Annotated in this window: 17 protein-coding genes and 4 pseudogenes; 9 read left to right on the forward strand and 12 right to left on the reverse strand. The window is 70.8% G+C overall.

Annotated elements, in window-relative coordinates; translation table 11 throughout:
• Positions 1–38: 38 nt before the first annotated feature.
• Positions 39–176, reverse strand: a pseudogene (locus ACIREI_RS31460) (LysR substrate-binding domain-containing protein); the annotation flags it as partial.
• On the opposite strand from ACIREI_RS31460, the gene ACIREI_RS31465 reads away from it, so the two are divergent.
• The 3 genes and pseudogenes from ACIREI_RS31465 (at position 135) to ACIREI_RS31475 (ending at position 2,970) form a co-directional block, all read left to right on the forward strand.
• Positions 135–317 (forward strand): hypothetical protein, encoded by a 183-nt coding sequence (locus ACIREI_RS31465; RefSeq protein WP_403340065.1) that lies wholly within the window; start codon positions 135–137, stop codon positions 315–317. The pseudogene ACIREI_RS31460 and the gene ACIREI_RS31465 overlap by 42 nt on opposite strands.
• A pseudogene (locus tag ACIREI_RS31470) lies at positions 281–412 on the forward strand (RidA family protein); the annotation flags it as partial. The gene ACIREI_RS31465 and the pseudogene ACIREI_RS31470, both read left to right, overlap by 37 nt.
• Positions 413–528: 116 nt before the next feature.
• On the forward strand, positions 529–2,970 hold the full coding sequence (locus ACIREI_RS31475) for a glycoside hydrolase family 3 protein (protein WP_403339926.1): 2,442 nt from the start codon (positions 529–531) through the stop codon (positions 2,968–2,970).
• A 76-nt stretch (positions 2,971–3,046) separates the two neighbouring features.
• Here ACIREI_RS31475 and ACIREI_RS31480 read toward each other — a convergent pair whose 3' ends face one another.
• Together ACIREI_RS31480 and ACIREI_RS31485 are read right to left on the reverse strand one after the other, a co-directional pair.
• Positions 3,047–4,024 carry an aldose epimerase family protein gene (locus ACIREI_RS31480; RefSeq protein WP_403339929.1) on the reverse strand — a complete coding sequence of 326 codons (978 nt, stop codon included), beginning with the start codon at positions 4,022–4,024 and terminating at the stop codon, positions 3,047–3,049.
• Positions 4,025–4,034: 10 nt separating this feature from the next.
• A complete protein-coding gene (locus tag ACIREI_RS31485; protein WP_403339932.1) occupies positions 4,035–4,925 on the reverse strand; it encodes an SGNH/GDSL hydrolase family protein in 891 nt (296 codons plus the stop codon).
• Positions 4,926–5,195: 270 nt separating this feature from the next.
• On the opposite strand from ACIREI_RS31485, the gene ACIREI_RS31490 reads away from it, so the two are divergent.
• Complete coding sequence (locus ACIREI_RS31490) at positions 5,196–5,690, forward strand: DUF3145 domain-containing protein (protein ID WP_194046559.1); 495 nt, start codon at positions 5,196–5,198, stop codon at positions 5,688–5,690.
• Positions 5,691–5,756: 66 nt separating this feature from the next.
• On the opposite strand, the gene fabF is transcribed toward ACIREI_RS31490, so the two are convergent.
• The 5 genes from fabF to fasR all read right to left on the reverse strand — a co-directional run bounded on the left by fabF (position 5,757) and on the right by fasR (position 10,709).
• Entirely contained in the window at positions 5,757–7,028 is a 1,272-nt protein-coding gene (gene fabF, locus ACIREI_RS31495) for a beta-ketoacyl-ACP synthase II (protein WP_403339935.1), read from the reverse strand.
• Between the two features lie 85 nt (positions 7,029–7,113).
• On the reverse strand, positions 7,114–7,362 hold the full coding sequence (locus ACIREI_RS31500) for an acyl carrier protein (protein WP_004001566.1): 249 nt from the start codon (positions 7,360–7,362) through the stop codon (positions 7,114–7,116).
• 101 nt (positions 7,363–7,463) lie between these two features.
• Entirely contained in the window at positions 7,464–8,465 is a 1,002-nt protein-coding gene (locus tag ACIREI_RS31505) for a ketoacyl-ACP synthase III (protein ID WP_403339939.1), read from the reverse strand.
• A gap of 16 nt (positions 8,466–8,481) precedes the next feature.
• Positions 8,482–9,414: an ACP S-malonyltransferase gene (locus ACIREI_RS31510; protein WP_403339942.1), complete on the reverse strand. Its 933-nt coding sequence runs from the start codon at positions 9,412–9,414 to the stop codon at positions 8,482–8,484.
• 89 nt (positions 9,415–9,503) lie between these two features.
• On the reverse strand, positions 9,504–10,709 hold the full coding sequence (gene fasR / locus ACIREI_RS31515) for a fatty acid biosynthesis transcriptional regulator FasR (protein WP_403339945.1): 1,206 nt from the start codon (positions 10,707–10,709) through the stop codon (positions 9,504–9,506).
• 300 nt (positions 10,710–11,009) lie between these two features.
• Here fasR and ACIREI_RS31520 point away from each other — a divergent pair.
• Both ACIREI_RS31520 and ACIREI_RS31525 read left to right on the forward strand, forming a co-directional pair.
• A pseudogene (locus ACIREI_RS31520) lies at positions 11,010–11,657 on the forward strand (pirin family protein); the annotation flags it as partial.
• Positions 11,658–11,668: 11 nt separating this feature from the next.
• Positions 11,669–12,524 (forward strand): annotated as a pseudogene (locus ACIREI_RS31525) (MMPL family transporter); the annotation flags it as partial.
• On the opposite strand, the gene ACIREI_RS31530 reads toward ACIREI_RS31525, so the two are convergent.
• Positions 12,496–13,320: a serine hydrolase domain-containing protein gene (locus ACIREI_RS31530; RefSeq protein ID WP_403339948.1), complete on the reverse strand. Its 825-nt coding sequence runs from the start codon at positions 13,318–13,320 to the stop codon at positions 12,496–12,498. The pseudogene ACIREI_RS31525 and the gene ACIREI_RS31530 sit on opposite strands and share 29 nt — an antisense overlap.
• A gap of 234 nt (positions 13,321–13,554) precedes the next feature.
• On the opposite strand from ACIREI_RS31530, the gene ACIREI_RS31535 reads away from it, so the two are divergent.
• On the forward strand, positions 13,555–14,055 hold the full coding sequence (locus tag ACIREI_RS31535; RefSeq protein WP_403339951.1) for a MerR family transcriptional regulator: 501 nt from the start codon (positions 13,555–13,557) through the stop codon (positions 14,053–14,055).
• Positions 14,052–15,065, forward strand: coding sequence for an aldo/keto reductase (locus ACIREI_RS31540; protein WP_403339954.1), 1,014 nt, complete (start codon positions 14,052–14,054; stop codon positions 15,063–15,065). The genes ACIREI_RS31535 and ACIREI_RS31540 overlap by 4 nt, the downstream gene beginning before the upstream one ends.
• A 176-nt stretch (positions 15,066–15,241) precedes the next feature.
• On the opposite strand, the gene ACIREI_RS31545 is transcribed toward ACIREI_RS31540, so the two are convergent.
• The 3 genes from ACIREI_RS31545 to ACIREI_RS31555 all read right to left on the reverse strand — a co-directional run bounded on the left by ACIREI_RS31545 (position 15,242) and on the right by ACIREI_RS31555 (position 18,097).
• Positions 15,242–16,102 (reverse strand): DUF4429 domain-containing protein, encoded by an 861-nt coding sequence (locus ACIREI_RS31545; protein WP_403340054.1) that lies wholly within the window; start codon positions 16,100–16,102, stop codon positions 15,242–15,244.
• A 57-nt stretch (positions 16,103–16,159) separates the two neighbouring features.
• The gene (locus ACIREI_RS31550) at positions 16,160–17,377 is read right to left on the reverse strand and encodes an alpha/beta hydrolase (RefSeq protein ID WP_403339956.1); all 1,218 of its coding nucleotides are present in this window, start codon (positions 17,375–17,377) and stop codon (positions 16,160–16,162) included.
• A 93-nt stretch (positions 17,378–17,470) separates the two neighbouring features.
• A complete protein-coding gene (locus ACIREI_RS31555) occupies positions 17,471–18,097 on the reverse strand; it encodes a TetR family transcriptional regulator (RefSeq protein WP_403339958.1) in 627 nt (208 codons plus the stop codon).
• Between the two features lie 66 nt (positions 18,098–18,163).
• Here ACIREI_RS31555 and ACIREI_RS31560 point away from each other — a divergent pair, with 66 nt between their 5' ends.
• Positions 18,164–19,783 (forward strand): MFS transporter, encoded by a 1,620-nt coding sequence (locus ACIREI_RS31560; protein ID WP_403339961.1) that lies wholly within the window; start codon positions 18,164–18,166, stop codon positions 19,781–19,783.
• The last annotated feature ends 178 nt before the right edge of the window (positions 19,784–19,961 follow it).

Below are 19,961 nucleotides of genomic sequence, written 5' to 3' on the forward strand. Positions count from 1 at the left end.
ACGGGAGTGGTCTACGCCATGGTGTGGACACCGGCACCGTCCGGTCGCACGGACGCGGCGGCCAGCGCCGGGACCAGGGCCACGCCGAGTCCGGCGGCGACGTAGCCCTGCTTGGCGGTCCACTCACCGACGACGTGCGCCACACGCGGCCGGAAGCCCTGCCGCAGATCGAGATCCCCCGCACCCAGCCGGTCCAGCAGGCCTGGTGCGGCCTCGTCCTCAAACGCCGGACGGGCTGGTTATTCCTGACCGGCGAGGGCGAGTTCGCCGAGCAGGCCCGCGGCAGTTCCTCACCGGCATCCCGCCCACCAGCATGACCTTCGAGGTGCCGAGGCTCTTCCGGCCGGAAGCCCGCGTCGAGGTCGAGGTCGTGGCCGCCGTCCGCGCGGGAGGCGTTCGCCCGGCAGCCTGAGAAACGCACCTCCGGGCAACCGCGCCCGGCGATCAATCGACGGTCGCGGTTTCGAAACCTCCGTAGGTGCCGAGGAAGGATGGAGACGCGCCCTGACCCAACGAGGAGGCACCGCGATGGCGGGAACCCGCACTCAGGCCGACGACGCCGCACGCGAGGCGGTCGTCGAGGCCGCCCTCGCCGGACTCGACCTCGACGCGAAGGCACGGCTGCTCTCCGGCCAGGACATGTGGACCCTGCCCGCGCTCCCCGGGATCGGCCTGAAGTCCCTCGTCATGTCCGACGGCCCGATCGGCGTCCGGGGTGTGCGCTGGACCGCCGACGACCCGTCCGTCGCGCTGCCCTCTCCCACCGCCCTCGCCGCCACCTGGGACCCCGAACTCGCCCGCAGGGCAGGGGTCCTGCTCGCCCAGGAGGCCCGCCGCAAGGGCGTGCACGTGCTCCTCGCCCCCACCGTCAATCTCCATCGCTCCCCGCTCGGCGGGCGCCACTTCGAGGCCTACAGCGAGGACCCGTACCTGACGGGGACGATCGGCGCGGGCTATGTGAACGGCGTCCAGTCCGGCGGCGTCGGCACCACCGTCAAGCACTTCGTCGCCAACGACGCCGAGACCGACCGCTTCACGGTGAACAACACCGTCAGCGAACGCGCCCTGCGCGAGCTGTACCTGGCGCCCTTCGAGATCATCGTCGAGAACGCCCACCCCTGGGGCATCATGACCGCCTACAACACGGTCAACGGCACGACGATGACCGAGCACCACCACCTGGTGAACGAGGTCCTGCGCGGCGAATGGGGCTTCGACGGCTTCAACGTCTCCGACTGGCTGGCCGCCCGCTCGACGAAGGGCGCCATCGAGGGCGGCCTCGACGTCGCCATGCCGGGCCCGGGGACCGTCTACGGCGCCGCCCTCGCCCAGGCGGTACGGGACGGGGAGGTGGCCGAGGCCAAGGTGGACGACGCCGTGCGCAACGTCCTGCGGCTCGCCGCCCGCGTCGGCATCCTGGAGGGTGCCGAGCCCGTCGTCACCGAGCTCCCCGAGACCGTCGACGGCAGCGCACTGGCCCGCGAGATCGCCCGCCGTTCGTTCGTCCTCGTACGCAACCGAGGTGCCCTCCCGCTGCGGCCGAACGGCACCGTCGCGCTCATCGGCGCCGCCGCCCGCGACGCCCGCATCCTCGGCGGCGGCTCCGCCACCGTCTTCCCCGCCCGCATCGTCTCCCCGCTCGACGGCCTCACCGCCGCCCTCCCCGAGGGCACCCTCACCTACGCCGTCGGCGCCGACCCGAACACCGAACTCTCCGTCTTCGACGTCGGCTTCGAGCTGCGCGCCGTGTGCCGGGACACCGACGGCGACGTCATCGGCTCCGACTCCGCGCCGGGCGGCCAGCTCAAGTGGATGGGGCCCTCGGCCCTGCCCGACGGGGTCACCCACGAGCGGCTGCACACCGTCGAGCTGACCGGCACCTTCACCCCGCGCGAGAGCGGCACGCACACCTTCGGCATCCAGGGCATCGGCACCTTCAAGCTCACCATCGGCGCCGCGACGTACTTCGACGCCGTCCAGAGCCCCGCGAAGGACGACCCCTTCATCACCTTCTTCGGCGAGCCCACACCCCGCGCCCAGGTCGAACTGACCGCCGGCGAACCGGTCGAGGTCTCCCTCACGTACGTCGTCGAAGGCACCGCCGACATCCCGATGCAGGCGGTCATCTTCGCCCTGGCCCACCAGGACCCGCGGCGCGACCCCGACGAGCTCATCGCCGAGGCCGTCGAAGCGGCGCGGAACGCCGAAACCGCCGTCGTCGTGGTCGCCACCACCGACCGCGTCGAGTCCGAGGGCTTCGACCGCACGGACCTCACCCTGCCCGGCCGCCAGAACGACCTGGTTCGCGCCGTCGCCGCCGCCAATCCCCACACCGTCGTGGTCGTCAACTCCGGCTCCCCGGTGGAGCTGCCGTGGCACGAGGACGTCGCCGCCGTCCTGCTGAGCTGGTTCCCCGGGCAGGAGGGCGGCGCCGCCCTGGCGGACGTCCTCACGGGCGCGCACGAGCCGGGCGGCCGACTGCCCACCACCTGGGGCTCCCTGGCCGACGCCCCGGTCAGCCAGGTCGTCCCCTCGAACGGCGAACTCCCTTACACCGAGGGCGTCTTCATCGGCTACCGCGCCTGGGAGAAGGAGGGCAGGGTCCCGGCGTACCCCTTCGGGCACGGCCTCGGCTACACCGACTGGACGTACGAGTCCGTCGAGGCCCAGGACACGACGGTCAGGGTCCGCGTCCGCAACTCGGGCGAGCGCGCGGGGCGGGAGGTCGTACAGGTCTATCTGGCGCCGGGCGAGCCGGACGCCGACCGCCCCGCGCGGTGGCTGGCCGGCTTCGCGGGCGTGACGGCGGGGCCGGGGGAGACCGCCGAAGCGGTGATCGACCTCCCGCGCCGTGCCTTTGAGATCTGGGACGAGAAGACCAATTCGTGGACCCTTGTGAAGGGTTCGTACGAGATCCAGGCCGGGCGCTCGATCGCCGACCGTCGGGTGGCGACGACGATTAACGTCTGATCCGGGAGAAGTACCCAGGAACAGCCCCGGTCCAGGCCCCTGACACCTGGACCGGGGCTCGTACGCTCAAGGCCCGTCAGCGCACCGAGAAGCCGTACACCGTCTCCGAGCGGAACACCTCGCCCGGCCGCAGCACGGTGCTCGGGAACTCCGGACGGTTCGGGGAGTCGGGGAAGTGCTGGGTCTCCAGCGCGATGCCGTCGCCCGGGGCGAAGGGCTCGCTCAGATGGTCGGCGGTGTAGAGCTGGAGGCCGGGCTCGGTGGTAGCCACCGTCAGCGCCCGCCCGGTCGACGGGTCGTACAGCTCGGCGACCTCCACCGCACTCGCCGTCACCCCCTTGTCGAGCACGAAGTTGTGGTCGTATCCCGCCCCCACCTTCCGCGCCTGACGGAAGTCGAAGCGCGTGCCCGCCACCTCGTCCAGGGAGCCGGTCGGGATGAGATCCGAGTCGACCGGGGTGAACCGGGAAGCGACCAGCCGCAGTTCATGCCCGCCCGCGTCGCCGGACCCGGCCCCGGCCAGATTGAAGTAGCTGTGGTTGGTCAGGTTCACCACGGTCGGCGCGTCCGTCACCGCCTCGTACGCGATCCGCAGCGCGCCGTCGGCCTCCAGGGTGTAGGTCGCCGAGACCTCGACCCGCCCCGGGAAGCCCTCCTCGCCGTGCGGGCTGACCCTGCTGAGCCGCACACCGTGCTCGACCGGCGTCACCTCCCACACCCGCTTGTCGAAACCGCGCTCGCCGCCGTGCAGGGAGTTGGGCGCGTTGTTCGGATCCAGCGCGTACGTCACGCCGTCCAGCGGGAAACGGCCGCCCGCGATCCGGTTGGCGTACCGCCCGATGAGCGCGCCCAAATACGGCCCCGGGTGGGACAGATAGCCGTCCAGACCGGCGAACCCCAGCACCACGTCCCCGGCATGCCCCTCCCGGTCCGGCACCTCCAGCGACTGCACGATGCCCCCGTACGACAGGACACGTACCCGCACGCCCGCGCGCTCCAGAGTCCAGCGCTGTACCGGAGTGCCGTCGGAAAGTGTGCCGAAGTGTTCGCTCATGAGCGGAACACTAGTTCGTGACCGTGCGGTAGGCGATCTCGGCCAGCCGCGCCTGACCGTCCACACTCGGGTGGAACCAGTCCCACTGGCTCAGTTGCTCGGCACCGAACCGGAACTCGTACACCGCGCCGCCGTCGAACCGGCACCGGCGGTCCTTCGCACAGACCTCCTCCAGCACCTTGTTGTACGCCTCGACCCGCTTCTGCACCGTCTCGCGCCGCTGGTTCGCCGCCGTGGTGAGGGAGTCGGGCTCGCTCAGCATGGACGGGCAGATACCGAGCCCCCACACCTGCTTGCTCATGGGGTTCGTACGTCCCTGCTCCCACAGCCGCATCAGATCCGGCACGCTCGCCACATACACCTGCGCCTTCGGCAGCGCGTCCCGCAGCGTGCCCATGGCGTCCTCGAACTGCGTCCGGAAGTCGGCCACCGACGTCATCGCGGCCGTCGTGTCCCGGCAGGCGTCGTTCGCCCCCGCCATCACCGTCACCAGCTGCGGCTCGCGCGCCACGGCCCGGCTCATCTGACCGGCCACGTCCGCCATCCGCGCCCCGGTCACCGCGTAGTTCCAGCTCCGCTCGGCCGCCTTCGCCTTCCCCAGCAGCCGTACGGCGAGACTGTCGACCCGCGCACTGCCGCCGGTCGCCCACGAGACCTCGGGGCAGTCCGACAGGACCGCACACGCGTCGAAAGCGGTCGTGATGGAGTCGCCCACCGCCGCGATCGAGGCAGGGCTGCGGTCCCAGGCCGGGGGCGGCTTCGGCGACGGACGCGCGCTCTGCGCGCCCGTGCCGGACGGCGCCGGGGAGTTGCCGCCCACGGCGTCACAGCCGGCGGCGCCCAGCACAGCCGCGGCCACGGCGGCGAAGACAACGCGCGCAACGTGCCGTCGCTTCCGCATGCCCTGGTCCATCCCCTCGCTCGGCCCCGTCATGGTTGACCCGTCATGGTTTCCAACCAATAACAACGCACGAGGGTTCCCGCCCGTCTCATGCAACGGCTCACACCCGTACAAGCGTCCTGGCGGGTGAATGGCGGGCGTTTCGCGGCACCGGGACCGACGGTACGTCACACTCCTTGCGCCGCAGCACGGTAGCCTCGCCATCAACGTGGCCGCCCGGCCACTGCCGTCCGCCAGTTCGCAAGATGTCCGCTCTGCCCGGAGGTCCCGGTGACGACACGTGGAGTTCTGTACGTGCACTCCGCGCCGCGCGCGCTGTGCCCGCACGTCGAGTGGGCCGTCGCCGGGGTGCTCGGCACACGCGTCAACCTCGACTGGATCCGGCAGCCCGCCGCGCCCGGCACCTGGCGCTCGGAGTTCTCCTGGCAGGGCGAGGCGGGCACCGCCTCCAAGCTGGCGTCGGCCCTGCGCGGCTGGCACCTCCTGCGCTTCGAGGTCACCGCCGAGCCCTGCCCCACCGCCGAGGGCGAGCGCTACAGCTGCACCCCCGACCTGGGCATCTTCCACGCGGTCACCGGCATTCACGGCGACATCCTGATCCCCGAGGACCGCCTGCGCGCCGCCCTGGCCCGCTCCCAGCGCGGCGAGACGGACCTGGAGGCGGAGATCGCCAAGCTGCTGGGCAAGCCGTGGGACGACGAACTCGAACCCTTCAGGTACGCGGGCGAGGGCGCCCCGGTCCGCTGGCTCCACCAGGTCGTCTGACGCTTGGACATGTGAAGGGCCCCCACCTCGAAAGGTGGGGGCCCTTCACGTGCGTATCGACGCTTCTCAGATCGTCCGGAACGCCAGCACCACGTTGTGCCCACCGAACCCGAACGAATCGTTCAGCGCGGCGATCCGGCCCTCGACGGGCAGCTTGCGCGCCTCACCACGGACGACGTCGGCGTTCGCCTCGGCCTCCGGGTCCAGGTTCTCGATGTTGATCGTCGGCGGAGCAATCCGGTTGTACAGCGCGAGCACGGTCGCGACGGTCTCGACGCCACCCGCGCCACCGAGCAGGTGACCCGTCATCGACTTCGTCGCCGACACCGCCATGTGGTCGGCATCGTCACCGAACACCTTCCGCAGCGCCTTCAACTCGGCGATGTCACCGGCCGGCGTGGACGTCGCGTGCGCGTTGACGTGCACGATCTCCGCCGGGTCGAGATCCGTCCGGTCGAGCAGGTTCTGCAGGGCGTGGCTGATGCCACGTCCTTCCGGCTCCGGCTGCACGATGTCGTGGCTGTCGGCGGAGATGCCCTGCCCGACCGCCTCGGCGTACACGCGGGCCCCGCGCTTCGCGGCGTGCTCGGCGGACTCCAGGACGATCACACCGGCGCCCTCGCCGAGGACGAAGCCGTCGCGGGCGACGTCGTACGGACGCGACGCGCCCTGCGGGTCGTCGTTGTTCTTGGACATCGCCATCATGTTGCCGAACGCGGCGATCGGCAGCGGGTGGATCGCCGCCTCCGTGCCACCCGCGACGACGATGTCGGCGCGGCCGGTACGGATCATCTCGATGGCGTAGCCGATGGCCTCGGCACCCGAAGCGCACGCGGAGACCGGCGTGTGCACGCCCGCCCGGGCGCCCACGGCCAGACCCACGTTGGCGGAGGGGCTGTTCGGCATCAGCATGGGGACGGTGTGCGGGGAGACGCGGCGGACGCCCTTCTCCTTGAGCACGTCGTACTGGTCGAGCAGCGTCGTCACGCCACCGATGCCGGAGGCGATGACCGCGCCGAGGCGGTCCGGGTCGACGCTCGTGTCGTCGCCGGCCTTCGCCTCGAACCCGGCGTCCTTCCAGGCCTCCTGGGCGGCGATCAGCGCGAACTGCGCCGAGCGGTCCAGTCGGCGGGCCTGCGGCCGCGGGATGACCTCGGTCGGCTCCACGGCGACCGGCGCGGCGATACGGACCGCCTGCTCGGCGGCCCACTCCTGCTCCAGGGGCTTGACGCCGGAACGTCCGGCGATCAGGCCCTCCCAGGTAGAGGCTGCGTCGCCACCCAGCGGTGTGGTTGCGCCGATACCGGTGACGACCACGGTGCGATTGGTCGAGCTCACGGGAATTCTTTCTCCAAGGAATGGGGATTCAGCGGCGCCACCGCCGGGTGGCGGGGCAGTTCAGCCCTGAGGCCTGATCGGTGGATCAGCCCTGGTGCTTGAGGATGTAGTCGGTCGCGTCGCCGACCGTCTTGAGGTTCTTGACGTCCTCGTCCGGGATCTTGACGTCGAAGCGCTCTTCGGCGGCGACGACGACCTCGACCATGGACAGCGAGTCGACGTCCAGGTCGTCGGTGAAGGACTTGTCCAGCTGGACGTCCTCAACCGGGATGCCGGCGATCTCGTTCACGATGTCGGCGAGACCGGCGACGATCTCTTCCTGAGTGGCGGCCATCTTGGCGCTCCTTCGTTGTTGTTCTGAGGGTTTGGCGCCCGCCGCGGCAGCGGCAGGTGGTGCGTTTCCCGCGCCGGTTCGCATGATCCGGCACGGAGTGCCTAGGGGAGAGTAACGACCGTGGCGGCGTAAACGAGACCCGCCCCGAATCCGATGACGAGCGCGGTGTCGCCGCTCTTCGCCTCGCCGGTCGCCAGGAGCCGCTCCATCGCGAGCGGGATCGAGGCGGCCGAGGTGTTGCCGGTGGTGCGCACGTCGCGGGCGACCGTGACGTGCTCCGGCAGCTTGAGTGTCTTCACCATCGAGTCGATGATCCGCTCGTTGGCCTGGTGCGGAATGAAGACGTCCAGGTCGCTCGAGCTGATCCCGGCCGCGTCCAGCGCCTGCTGGGCGACCTTCGCCATCTCGAACACGGCCCAGCGGAACACCGCCTGGCCCTCCTGCGTGATCGCAGGGAACTTGTCGACCTCGCCGGAGCGGTAGTCCGTCCACGGCACGGTCTGCTTGATCGTCTCGGACTTGTCGCCCTCGGAGCCCCAGACCGTGGGTCCGATCGCCGGCTCCTGGGACGGACCCACGACGACCGCGCCGGCGCCGTCGCCGAACAGGAAGGCCGTCGCGCGGTCCTCCAGGTCGGTGAGGTCGCTGAGCCGCTCGACGCCGATGACGAGGACGTACTCGGCGGAACCCTCGACGATCATGCCCTTGGCGAGGGTGAGGGCGTAGCCGAAGCCCGCGCAGCCGGCCGAGATGTCGAAGGCGGCGGCCTTGTCGGTGCCGAGCTTGTCGGCGATCTCGGTGGCGACGGCCGGGGTCTGCTTGAAGTGCGAGACGGTGGAGACGATCACGCCGCCGATCTGCTCGGCGGAGATCCCGGCGTCGGCGATCGCCTTGCCGGACGCCTCGATCGACATCGCGGCGACGGTCTCCTCGTCGTTCGCCCAGTGCCGCGTCTCGATGCCGGAGCGCGAACGGATCCACTCGTCGGACGAGTCGATCGTCTCGAGGATCACCTCGTTGGGCACGACCCGCGTCGGGCGGTAGCCGCCGACACCGAGGATGCGCGCGTACGGGGCACCCTTGCTGGGCTTCAGCTTCGCCATGCTCTAGGGCTCCTTGTCAGGCACTGTGCTCGGCGATGAGCTCGCGAGCCGCGTCCAGGTCGTCGGGGGTCTTCAGCGCCAGGGTCCGCACACCCGGCAGCGCGCGCCTGGCCAGACCGGTCAGCGTGCCGCCCGGGCACACCTCGATCAGGGCCGTGACGCCGAGCTCCTTGAAGGTCTCCATGCACAGGTCCCAGCGGACCGGGTTGGCGACCTGCCCGACGAGACGCTCCAGCACCTCGGCGCCGGTGGCGACCGCCTTGCCGTCCTTGTTGGAGACGTAGGTGAGCCTCGGGTCGGCGGGGACGAGCTCCTTGGCGGCCTCGGCCAGCTTCTCGACGGCGGGGCCCATGTGGTGCGTGTGGAAGGCGCCGGCGACCTTCAGCGGGACGACCTTGCGCACCCCCTCGGGCTTGTCCTCGTTCAGCGCGGCGAGCTGCTCCATGGTGCCCGCGGCCACGATCTGGCCGGCGCCGTTGATGTTCGCCGGGGTCAGGCCCAGCTTCTCCAGGTGCGCGACGGAGACCTCCGGGTCGCCGCCGAGCAGCGCCGACATGCCGGTCTCGGTGATCGCGGCGGCCTCGGCCATGCCCAGACCACGGGTGCGGACGAGCCGGACGGTCTCCTCGTCGGAGAGCACCCCGGCCAGGCCGGCGGCGGTCAGCTCGCCGACGCTGTGTCCGGCGATCGCGCCCACCTTGCGGGGCAGGTCCGCGGGGTCGTCGAAGAGCATGTGGGCGGAGGCCAGTCCGGCCGCCACCAGCAGCGGCTGCGCCACCGCGGTGTCGCGGATCTCCTCCGCGTCGCCCTCGGTGCCGTAACGCACGAGGTCGAGCTGCACGGCGTCGGACCATGCCTCGATGGCACCGCGGACACCGGGGAGTTCGAGCCAGGGGGTCAGGAAGCCGGGCGTCTGGGCGCCCTGGCCGGGAGCGACGAGTACGAGCACTCTCACACTCTCTCTTGGGGACGGCCACAGCCGCCCGTGGGGACAAGGACGAAGAACACGAGGGGGTTTTGTGGGCCCCCGACAAAAGCCTAGAGTTGGAGATCGCCGTCGACCAGACGCCCCAGGATCAGCGCGATGCGCAAAGTGAACGCGGAGCGTACATCGGAAGGCGACCAGCCGGTGACGTCAGTCACACGTCGAAGCCGGTAGCGCACGGTGTTGGGATGCACGAAGAGCATCCGTGCGGCCCCCTCCAGGCTGCTCGCCTGTTCGAGATAGACGGAGAGCGTCTCCAGAAGAGCCGACCCGGCCTCCTCCAGCGGTCTGTAGATCTCCTCCACCAACTGCTCGCGCGCACTCGGATCACCCGCGATGGCGCGCTCCGGAAGCAGATCGTCGGCGAGCACCGGACGGGGGGCGTCCTGCCACGCCGAACAGGCCTTCAGCCCGGCGGCCGCGGCCTGCGCGGACCGCGTGGCGGCGAGCAGATCGGGTACGACGGGCCCCGCGACGACCGGCCCGGCGGCATACGGCCCGATCAGCGACTTGGCGACCGCGATCGGGTTGTCACTGCCACCGGCGATCACGACCAACCGGTCCCCGAGCACCCCGGTCAGCACCTGCAGCTTGGCGTGCCGGGCCGCCCGCCGGATCGCCTCGACGGTGAGCTCACTGTCCCCGTCGGGAGCGGTGCCGAGGACGACACAGACGTGCTCGGGGGAGTTCCATCCGAGCGCGGCGGCCCGCGACACGGCCCCCTCGTCGGCCTCGCCGCTCAGTACGGCGTTGACGACGAGCGACTCCAGACGGGCGTCCCACGCGCCGCGTGCCTCCGCGGCCTGGGCGTAGACCTGGGCGGTGGCGAAGGCGATCTCCCGGGCGTACACCAGCAGGGCTTCGCGCAGCACGCTCTCGTCGCCGGGCGCCGCCACCTCGTCGATGGCCGACTCCATGACCTCGATGGTGGTGCGCACCATCTCGACGGTCTGCCGCAGCGTGATCGCGCGGGTCAGTTCCCGGGGCGCGGTCCCGAAGACGTCGGTGGAGATCGCCTGGGGCGCGTCGGGACGCCGGAACCACTCGGTGAAGGCGGCGATACCGGCCTGGGCGACGAGACCGATCCAGGAACGGTTCTCCGGTGGCATGGCCCGGTACCACGGCAGCGTCTCGTCCATCCGCGCGATGGCCTGCGCGGCGAGAGAACCGGAGGACTTCTCGAGCCGCTTCAGGGTCGCGGAGTGGGGATGGATGTCGTGCGCGGCGGCTTCGGACTTACGGGCTACGGGTTCGGGCACGGGGACAAGACTGCCTTATCGGGACGGGTGCGCGTGCCGGAGGGTGTGCGCTTGATGGCTCGGTGGGCTGTGCGGTGCCTTTTGCGGCTGGTGTGCCGAATGTTTGGCTCGGTCGCCTCCGGGGCGCTCCAGCCGGTGTCGTCGGACCAGTGGAGGTTGGTGGGCACTTGCCCCGGGTGATGCGGGGAGAGTGGAGGTGGGTGGGCTTGTGCCCGGCGTCCTCGGAGGGACGGTACGGGCGGGTGGGCCCTTGGCCGGCATCGGTGCGGGCTCGTCGGCAGGGCTACCGTGGGTACCGTGATGGACGTACGGCGCGCCGCGGAGCGCTACCCCGGAGGGGATCCGGCAGCGGGCATCGAGTCACGCCACGCCTTCTCCTTCGGCCCGCACTACGACCCCGACAACCTCCGCTTCGGCGCGATGATCGCCTGCAACGAGGAGCGGCTCGCCCCCGGCGCCGGCTTCGACGAGCACCCTCACAGCCACACCGAGATCGTGACGTGGGTGGTCGAGGGCGAGCTGACCCACCGCGACTCCACCGGCCACGAGACCCGGGTCGGCCCCGGGGACGTGCAGCGGCTCAGCTCGGCGGGTGGCGTACGGCACGTGGAGCGCAACGACGGCGACAGCCCCCTCACCTTCATCCAGACCTGGCTGGCCCCACTCTCGCCGGGCGGCGACCCCTCGTACGAGATCGTCCACGGCATCGCGGACTCGACGCCGTACGCCGTCCCGGAGGCGGGCGCGATGCTGCACGTACGGCGGCTGGGGGCGGGGGAGCGGACGGCGGTGCCGGACGGGGCGTACGCGTATGTGCATGTCGTGCGCGGTGAAGTGCACCTGGGCGGTGAGGAGTTGAGGGCCGGCGACGCCGTGCGCGTCACGGACGCCGAGGGTGTGGAGGCGGTGGGGGGGAGCGCGGCGGAGCTGCTGATCTGGGAGATGGCGCCGTTGGGCGAAAGGTCGGGCCGGTGTCCTCCGACGGGAAGACCGCCTACGTCACCATCCGCTTCGACGAGCAGCCCTTCCTCCTCGGCGACGGCTACCTCGCCGGGGTCGACGATGCCGTACAGCCGCTGAGAGCCGCCGGTGCCGACGTCGAGTACGGCGGATCGCTCGGTGAGCTGGCGCGGCCCGAGGCCGACGACCGGGTGAGCGAGCTGATCGGCTTCGCGGTCGCCATCGTGGTCCTGCTCATCGGCTTCGGCAGTGTGATCGCCGCCGGACTGCCCTGATCACCGCGCTGATCGGCGTGGTCGGCGGTCTGGCCTGCCTCGGGCTGCTCGCCCGGCACTACGGCCGCCCAGGTCGACTTCCGCGACCTCGTCGCGAGCCGGCTGCCGCTGATCATCTGCGTCGTGGTCGCCCTGGCCTTCCTGATCACCCTCGCGGTCTTCCGCGGCCTGCTGGTGGCTCGGGCTGAGCATGGACTACGAGATCTTCCTGCTCTCCCGGGTGCACGAGGCCTGGCTGCGCACCGGGGACGCGAAGGCCTCGGTCGCCCACGCGCTGGAGATCACCGCACGCGTGATCACCTGCGCGGCGCTGATCATGGTGAGCGTCTTCGCGGCCTTCATCGTCAGCGACAACATCGTGGTCAAGATGCTGGGCCTGGGCCTCGCCGTCAGCGTGCTCATCGACGCCACCGTGGTGCGCCTGCTCATGGTGCCCGCCGTGATGACGCTGCTGGGCCGGCACGCCTGGCGGACCCCCCGGTGGCTGGACCGGGCGCTGCCGCACATCGACGCGGAGGGGGAGGGCGCGGCCCGCGCGGCGGGTGGCGCGACTACAGCTCGGCGCGCACCGCGTCCGTGAACCCCGGCCACACCTCGACCGCCCAGGGCCCGAACGCCCGGTCCGTGAGGGCGACGCAGGCGGCCCCCGCATCCGGGTCGATCCACAGGAACGTACCCGACTGCCCGAAATGCCCGAAGGTGCGCGGCGAGGACGAAGACCCCGTCCAGTGCGGCGACTTGCCGTCCCGGATCTCGAAGCCGAGCCCCCAGTCGTTCGGGTTCTGGTGCCCGTACCCCGGCAGCACGCCCTTCGTCCCCGGGTACTGCACGGTCATCGCCTCGGCGACCGTCCGCGGGTCCAGCAGCCGCGGCGCCTGCACCTCCGCCGCGAACCGCAGCAGATCCTCGACGGTCGACACCCCGTCCTTGGCCGGAGAGCCCTCCAGCGAGGTGGCCGTCATGCCCAGCGGCTCCAGCACCGCCTGCCGCAGATACTCCGCGAACGGGATGTCGGTCGCCTTGGCGATGTGGTCCCCGAGCTGCTCGAACCCGGCGTTCGAGTACAGCCGCCGCTCCCCGGGCGGGGCCGTCACCCGGTGCTCGTCGAAGGCCAGCCCCGAGGTGTGCGCGAGCAGATGCCGCACCGTCGACCCCTCCGGCCCGGCCGGCTCGTCCAGCTCGACCGCGCCCTCCTCGTAGGCGACCAGCACCGCGTAGGCGGCCAGCGGCTTGGTGACCGAGGCGAGGGGGAAGCGGTGCCCGACGGGGCCGTGGGTCCCGAGGACCGTGCCGTCGGCTCGTACGACACCTGCGGCGGCGGTGGGAACGGGCCAGTTCTCGATCAGTGCGAGGCTCTGCGTGGACTGCAAGGACATGCTGACGAGCCTAAGCCGCTCACAGATACGTTCGCATCGAGGGGTCGGTGTCCGGGGAAAGCCCGGTGAGGGACAGCAAGCAGTTCGGCAACACCCCAAGGGGCGCGGGGCTGTATGGCACGGCGCACGAGACTCATGCCCCGCACGCCAACCACGGCGATCACGCCATGTCCCGTGCCTTTCTTACCGTTTCCGCTTGCTTGGAGCGCACTCCAAGGTCATAGCGTGGAGGGCATGACGGTGATGGAGACCACGAGTACCAGGACCGACAGCTGTGCCGCTCCGCCGCATCCGCACCGGCGCCCGGAAGGCCAGGACAGCTACACCATCAGCGAGGTCGTCGCCTTCACCGGTCTGACGGCCCACACCCTGCGCTGGTACGAGCGGATCGGCCTCATGCCGCACATCGACCGCTCGCACACGGGCCAGCGCCGCTACAGCAACCGCGACCTGGACTGGCTCGACCTCGTCGGCAAGCTGCGGCTGACCGGCATGCCGGTCGCCGACATGGTCCGGTACGCCGAGCTGGTGCGCGAGGGCGACCACACGTTCGGCGCGCGCTTCGAGCTGCTGGAGACGACCCGCCGCGACGTCCTCGCCCGGATCACCGAGCTCCAGGACACGCTGGCCGTACTCGACCGGAAGATCAGTTTCTACGCGGACGCGGGGCGTCTGTACGAGCAGGACAAGACGTACGAGCAGAAGACGACGGAAAAGGCGGAGAAGGCCGGATGACGGACAACAGGATCGCGACGGCACGACTCGGCGCGGCGGGCCCCGAGGTGGGTGTCCAGGGCCTCGGCTGCATGGGCATGAGCTTCGCGTACGGCCCCTCGGACGCGGGCGAGTCCAGGGCGACCCTGGAACGGGCGCTGGAACTGGGCGTCACGCTGTACGACACGGCGGACGCGTACGGCGCGGGAGAGAACGAGAAGTTCCTGTCGCCGTTCTTCAAGGCGCACCGCGACGAGGTCGTCATCGCCACGAAGTTCGCTCTGGCGATCGACCCGGACGACCCCACGAAGCGGATCATCCGCAACGACGCGCCCTACATACGCCAGTGCATCGAGGCGAGCCTGAAGCGCCTGGACGTCGACGCGATCGACCTCTACTACATGCACCGCCGGGACGTGAACGTCCCCATCGAGGAGACCGTCGGCGTCATGGCCGAGCTGGTCCGCGAGGGCAAGGTCAAGCACCTGGGCCTGAGCGAGGTGACGGCGGACGAACTGCGCGCCGCGCAGGCGGTGCACCCGATCGCGGCCGTCCAGTCCGAGTGGTCGCTGTTCAGCCGCGACATCGAGCCCAAGGTGGTCCCCACGGCCCGCGAACTGGGCGTGGCCCTTGTCCCGTACTCCCCGTTGGGCCGAGGCTTCCTCACCGGCTCCTTCGCCAAGGCCGAGGACCTCACCTCCGACGACTTCCGCCGCCAGCAGCCCCGTTTCACGGGCGACAACGCGGCCGCCAACGCCGCCCTGCTGGACCCGATCCGCAAGGTCGCCGACTCCCACGGCGCCTCCCTGGGCCAGATCGCCCTGGCCTGGGTCCAGCAGCAGGCGGCACTGCACGGCCTCCCGGTCATCCCGATCCCGGGCACGCGCAAGCCGACACGGGTGGAGGAGAACGTGGCGGCGACCCGGATCGTGCTGGGCGAGGAGGACATGGAGCTGCTGGAGCCGATCGCGGCGAAGGTGGCGGGCGACAGGTACGCGGACATGCGGTTCGCGTCGGCGGGGAGGGAGTAGGACGGCGCCCTTGCCGGCGCCGGGCAGGGAGTAGCACGGCGCCCCTGCGGTCGCCGGGGAACTGCGACGCCCTAAGGGGCGCGGGGCTGTTTCGATACGCGGCTCCGCCGCGTGGGCGCGATCAACCACCACCGGCCCGCAGCCAACCGACGACCGCACCCGGCAGACGCTCAGTCCTAAAGCTCCGCCAACAACTCGGCCTTCTTGACCGAGAACTCCTCATCCGTCACCAGCCCAGCCTCATACAGCTCCCCCAGGTGACGAATCCGCTCGGCGATATCGGCGGGGTCACGCCGCGGTGCCGCCACCGGCACCGCGGCCGCCGGCCCCGACTTCCGCACCGCCGCCAACACCGCCGCAGCGAACGGCAACGACTCGTGCACGGGCCCATACCCCAGCCCGAACACCACGGCCGCCGGATCCTGGTCGGCCTGCGCGGGCTGCGCGTCCGCGGAGTCCCGCCGCAGCAGCCGTAGATACCCCTCGAACACCTCCGGCGACCGCCACTCGACCCCGCTCAACTCGCCCACCGGGAAGCGCTGGTCCCCGGCCTTCCACTTCGCCGAGGACGCCCCCGTCCAGAACCACCGGAACCGGACGGTCTCCCCGTCGAAGGACGCCTTCCCGTCGTACGCCTTGAACTGCAACGGCACTTCGGGCGCCGCCACGAGGAACTCCTCGGCGGGCCCGGTCTGCGTCAACCGCGCCCGCAACTCGTCGGCGTAGTACTCGGCCAGCGTCTCCTTGTCGGCCGGCAGCACCAGCCGATACGGATCGCTGCCGTCCTTCAACTGCCCCGCCGCGGCCTCCAGCAACGGATCGGCGCCCGGCCGCAGCTCGATGCGCAGGGCCACGGTCCCGCGCCTGCCCGGCGTCGGCGTCACCCCGGCGATCGCCTCCAGCGGAACACGGCGTTCCCCGAGACTCTGAAAGAGTTTGGGTGTTCGAATCCCCCGTTCGTAACGGATGAGCACGGAGTCGGACTCGAACTCCCAGGCGGCATGAAATCCGGCCAGTACGTCACCCATGCGGCTCATCGTATGCGGCACGTGCTCCTCCGTCGCCACCCCGCGCAACCCGCAATTCCTGCGCTTCTACGCGCGTCCGGCCGACGCCGTGTCGGACAAACCCGCCCGACAGGCCTCGGCATCGTCGGCGCACCGCACCGACTCGTACGCGCCAACGCCGATCTCGGCGAAGTTCAGCACACTGTCCGTGCCCGGCTCGAAATAGCCGGCGTGCCCCTTCGCTTCCCGTGCCGACAGCACCCGCGCGCCGAACACCGCCGACACCGGGTCCTCCCCGTGGCCCAGCCCGCCGACCTCGAGATACGGCACGTCCTGCACCCAGTCGTCCGCGTCCCGCATCGCCCACACATGGGCGGACGTACGCAGCTGGGAGGCCTTCGCGACCCGCATCCCGGGGGAGCCGGCCACCGCTATGTCGGCCACCCGTTCCGGCAGCGTCGGCGCGGCAAGCCCGCACAGCACCGAGCCGTAGCTGTGGCAGAACAGGGAGACCGGCGACGCACCGGGCAGGGCCCGCACCAGCGCGTTCAGGCGGATGGCCCCGCTCGCGGCGCGCATCGCCGTCGCCGAGTCGATGCCGAGCCCGCTCGGCGTGGTGTAGTCGGCCCAGGCGATCACGGCCGTACGCGTCGAGGGGCTCACCTCGCGCTCGGCCGCGTACAGGGACTGCGCCATGCCGACCGGTGCCGAGTACGCGCGGCTGGTGCGCTGGAAGGTCAGCAGGTCGGTGTCGACGCCCGGGACGACGACCGAGATCCGCTCGGCCTTCGTCAGGTCGCCGAACACCTCCGCGGCCCGCCCCGAGCCCTCCGGGTCGAAGGCGAGGATGTGCCGGTCCGCCTGCATCATCGACTCGAAGCGATGCATTCGGCGGCCCGCCTCACGCTGCCCGTCCGGCGTGAGCCCGGCGTCGTGCATGCGTTTCTGCTCGACCTTGCGCGCCTGGTCGAGCGCGACGCGGTTGGCGCGGTAGCGCAGCTCGACGGGGGCGCCGTTCATATTGCCGACGGCGAGCGGATAGCGGTGCGCGAGGCTGCTGCGCTGCGGTGCGGTGAGCGAGGCGAAGAAACGGGCGATCCGGGTTGGGGAGGAGTCCGTGTCCGGCAGCCGGCGCCCGGCGATGCTGCCGTCCTCCCAGGCGCTGAGCGACGCCTCGAGCGGCGAGGCGCTGCGATGGTGTCGCATGGCGGTCCAGCCGGTGGTCGCCAGCATCACGAACACCACGGCCAGAGCGAGCAGCGCGCGCCAGACGTTCAGTTGCGGGGACGTGTCGAAGGAAGTCACTGGAAGGACACACTAGGAGAACGAGAGGGTCTCGCGTTAACCGAGTGACGGGTATCACGTTTCGATCAAGGCGGCGTTAACAGGCCGATGACCTCAGCGTGTTCGCCAGCTCTCGCTGAGTGCCGGGCCCACCTGTTCGAGATATGAGATGGTCAACGTCCGCATGGCGTCCAGGCTGAAGTCCCCGCCCGTGCTCCACTGACGCTCCGTCAGGCGCATCACCCCGCCGAAGACGGCCACCGCGAGCCGCGGCCGCGGATCGGTGTCCATGTCGACCCCCTCGCGCTCGGCGAGGATGAGCGCGATCGCCTCCTCGATCTCCACCGAGCGCCGCAGATGGGCGGCGAGCAGGGCGGGCGTCGACTCGATCACCTTGTGCATGCGCAGATACAGCTCGACGGGTACGACGGCCTCGATCACGTCGTTGAGCGTGTCCCAGCCCTCCAGTACGGCCTGCCGCAGCGCCTCCATGGGGGCCTCGTGCGACGGGCGCTCGCGCACCGCCTCCAGGAAGTGCGCCACCGTCATCCCCTCCAGGGCGAGGGCCGCCTCCTCCTTGCCGGCGAAGTAGCGGAAGAACGTGCGCTGCGACACATCGACGGCATCGGCGATGTCGTCGACGGTGGTGCGCTCGTATCCCTGGGTGATGAAGAGCTCCAGCGCAGTACGCAGCAGTGCTTCCCGGGTGCGCTGCTTCTTGCGTTCGCGCAGTGTTTCCATGTCTGTCAGTTACCGACTTGTGAATTGGTTTGTCAATTGTCAGAGGCTGTCACTAGCCTCGAACGCATGACTAGTCAGACCACCATCGACACGACGGGGTCGGGGGGCAAGGCGCCGGCGGGCCCGTCGGACGCGACGCCGGCCAAGGGGCTGCGCGGGCACCCTTGGTTCACCCTCATCACCGTCGCAGTGGGGGTCATGATGGTGGCCCTCGACGGCACCATCGTGGCCATCGCCAACCCGGCCATCCAGAAGGACCTCGGCGCCACCTTCGCCCAGGTCCAGTGGATCACCAACGGGTACTTCCTCGCTCTCGCGGTCTCCCTGATCACCGCCGGCAAGCTCGGCGACCGCTTCGGGCACCGCCAGACCTTCCTGATCGGCGTGGTCGGCTTCGCGGCCGCCTCCGGTGCCATCGGCCTGTCCGACAGCATCGCGCTGGTCGTCACCTTCCGCGTCTTCCAGGGCCTGTTCGGCGCGCTGCTCATGCCGGCCGCGCTCGGCCTGCTGCGGGCGACCTTCCCGGCCGAGAAGCTCAACATGGCCATCGGCATCTGGGGCATGGTCATCGGCGCCTCCACCGCGGGCGGCCCGATCCTCGGCGGCGTCCTCGTCGAGCACGTCAACTGGCAGTCGGTGTTCTTCATCAACGTGCCGGTCGGCGTCCTCGCCGTCGTCCTCGGCGTGCTGATCCTGCTCGACCACCGCGCCGAGAACGCCCCGCGCTCCTTCGACATCCTGGGCATCGCCCTGCTGTCGGCCGCGATGTTCTGCCTGGTCTGGGCCCTGATCAAGGCCCCGGAGTGGGGCTGGGGCGACGGCAAGACCTGGGCGTTCATAGCCGCGTCGGTCCTGGGCTTCGCACTCTTCGCCTTCTGGGAGAAGAAGGTGAAGGAGCCCCTGATCCCGCTGGCCCTCTTCCGCTCGGTCCCGCTGTCCGCGGGTGTCGTACTGATGGTCCTGATGGCCATCGCCTTCATGGGCGGCCTGTTCTTCGTGACGTTCTACCTCCAGAACGTGCACGGCATGAGCCCGATCGACGCCGGCCTGCACCTCCTGCCCCTCACCGGCATGATGATCGTCGGCTCCCCGCTCGCGGGCGCGATGATCACCAAGCTGGGCCCGCGGGTCCCGCTGGCGGGCGGCATGGCGGCCACCGCGATCGCCATGTACGGCATGTCCACGCTGGACACGGACACCGGCAGCGCCATCATGTCGCTCTGGTTCGCCCTCCTCGGCCTCGGCCTCGCCCCGGTCATGGTCGGCGCCACCGAGGTCATCGTCGGCAACGCGCCCATGGAGCTGTCCGGCGTCGCCGGCGGTCTCCAGCAGGCCGCGATGCAGATCGGCGGCAGCCTCGGTACGGCCGTCCTGGGCGCCGTCATGGCCTCCAAGGTCGACAGCGACCTCGCCGGCAACTGGACGTCCGCGGGCCTGCCGCCGCTCACCGAGGCCCAGGAGGCGCAGGCCTCCGAGGCGGTCCAGGTCGGTGTGGCACCGCTGGCCCCGGGCACGCCGGACGCCATCGCCGCGAAGATCGAGGGCGTGGCGCACGACACGTTCATCTCGGGCATGAGCCTGGCGTCCCTGGTCGCCGCGGGCGTGGCGGTCGTCGCCGTCTTCGTCGCCTTCCTCACCAAGCGCGGTGAGAACGCGCAGGCGGGCGCGGGCGCGGGACACATCTGACCCGTCTCGGGTCAACGGAGGGATCCGCGGCCGGAGTTCCCCTATCAGGGTGACTTCGCTAAAGATCCCTCCCCTCCGGCGTGCGCCGCAGGCCAGATTGGGTGGAGCCCTTCGTACGGCATGTTCCTCGGGCAAGTTCGTACGACGAGGAGGGCGGCCTGGGCTGCGGCGCGCTGCC

The sequence above is a fragment of the Streptomyces sp. NPDC093591 genome, from assembly GCF_044764885.1.
Classification (GTDB): domain Bacteria; phylum Actinomycetota; class Actinomycetes; order Streptomycetales; family Streptomycetaceae; genus Streptomyces.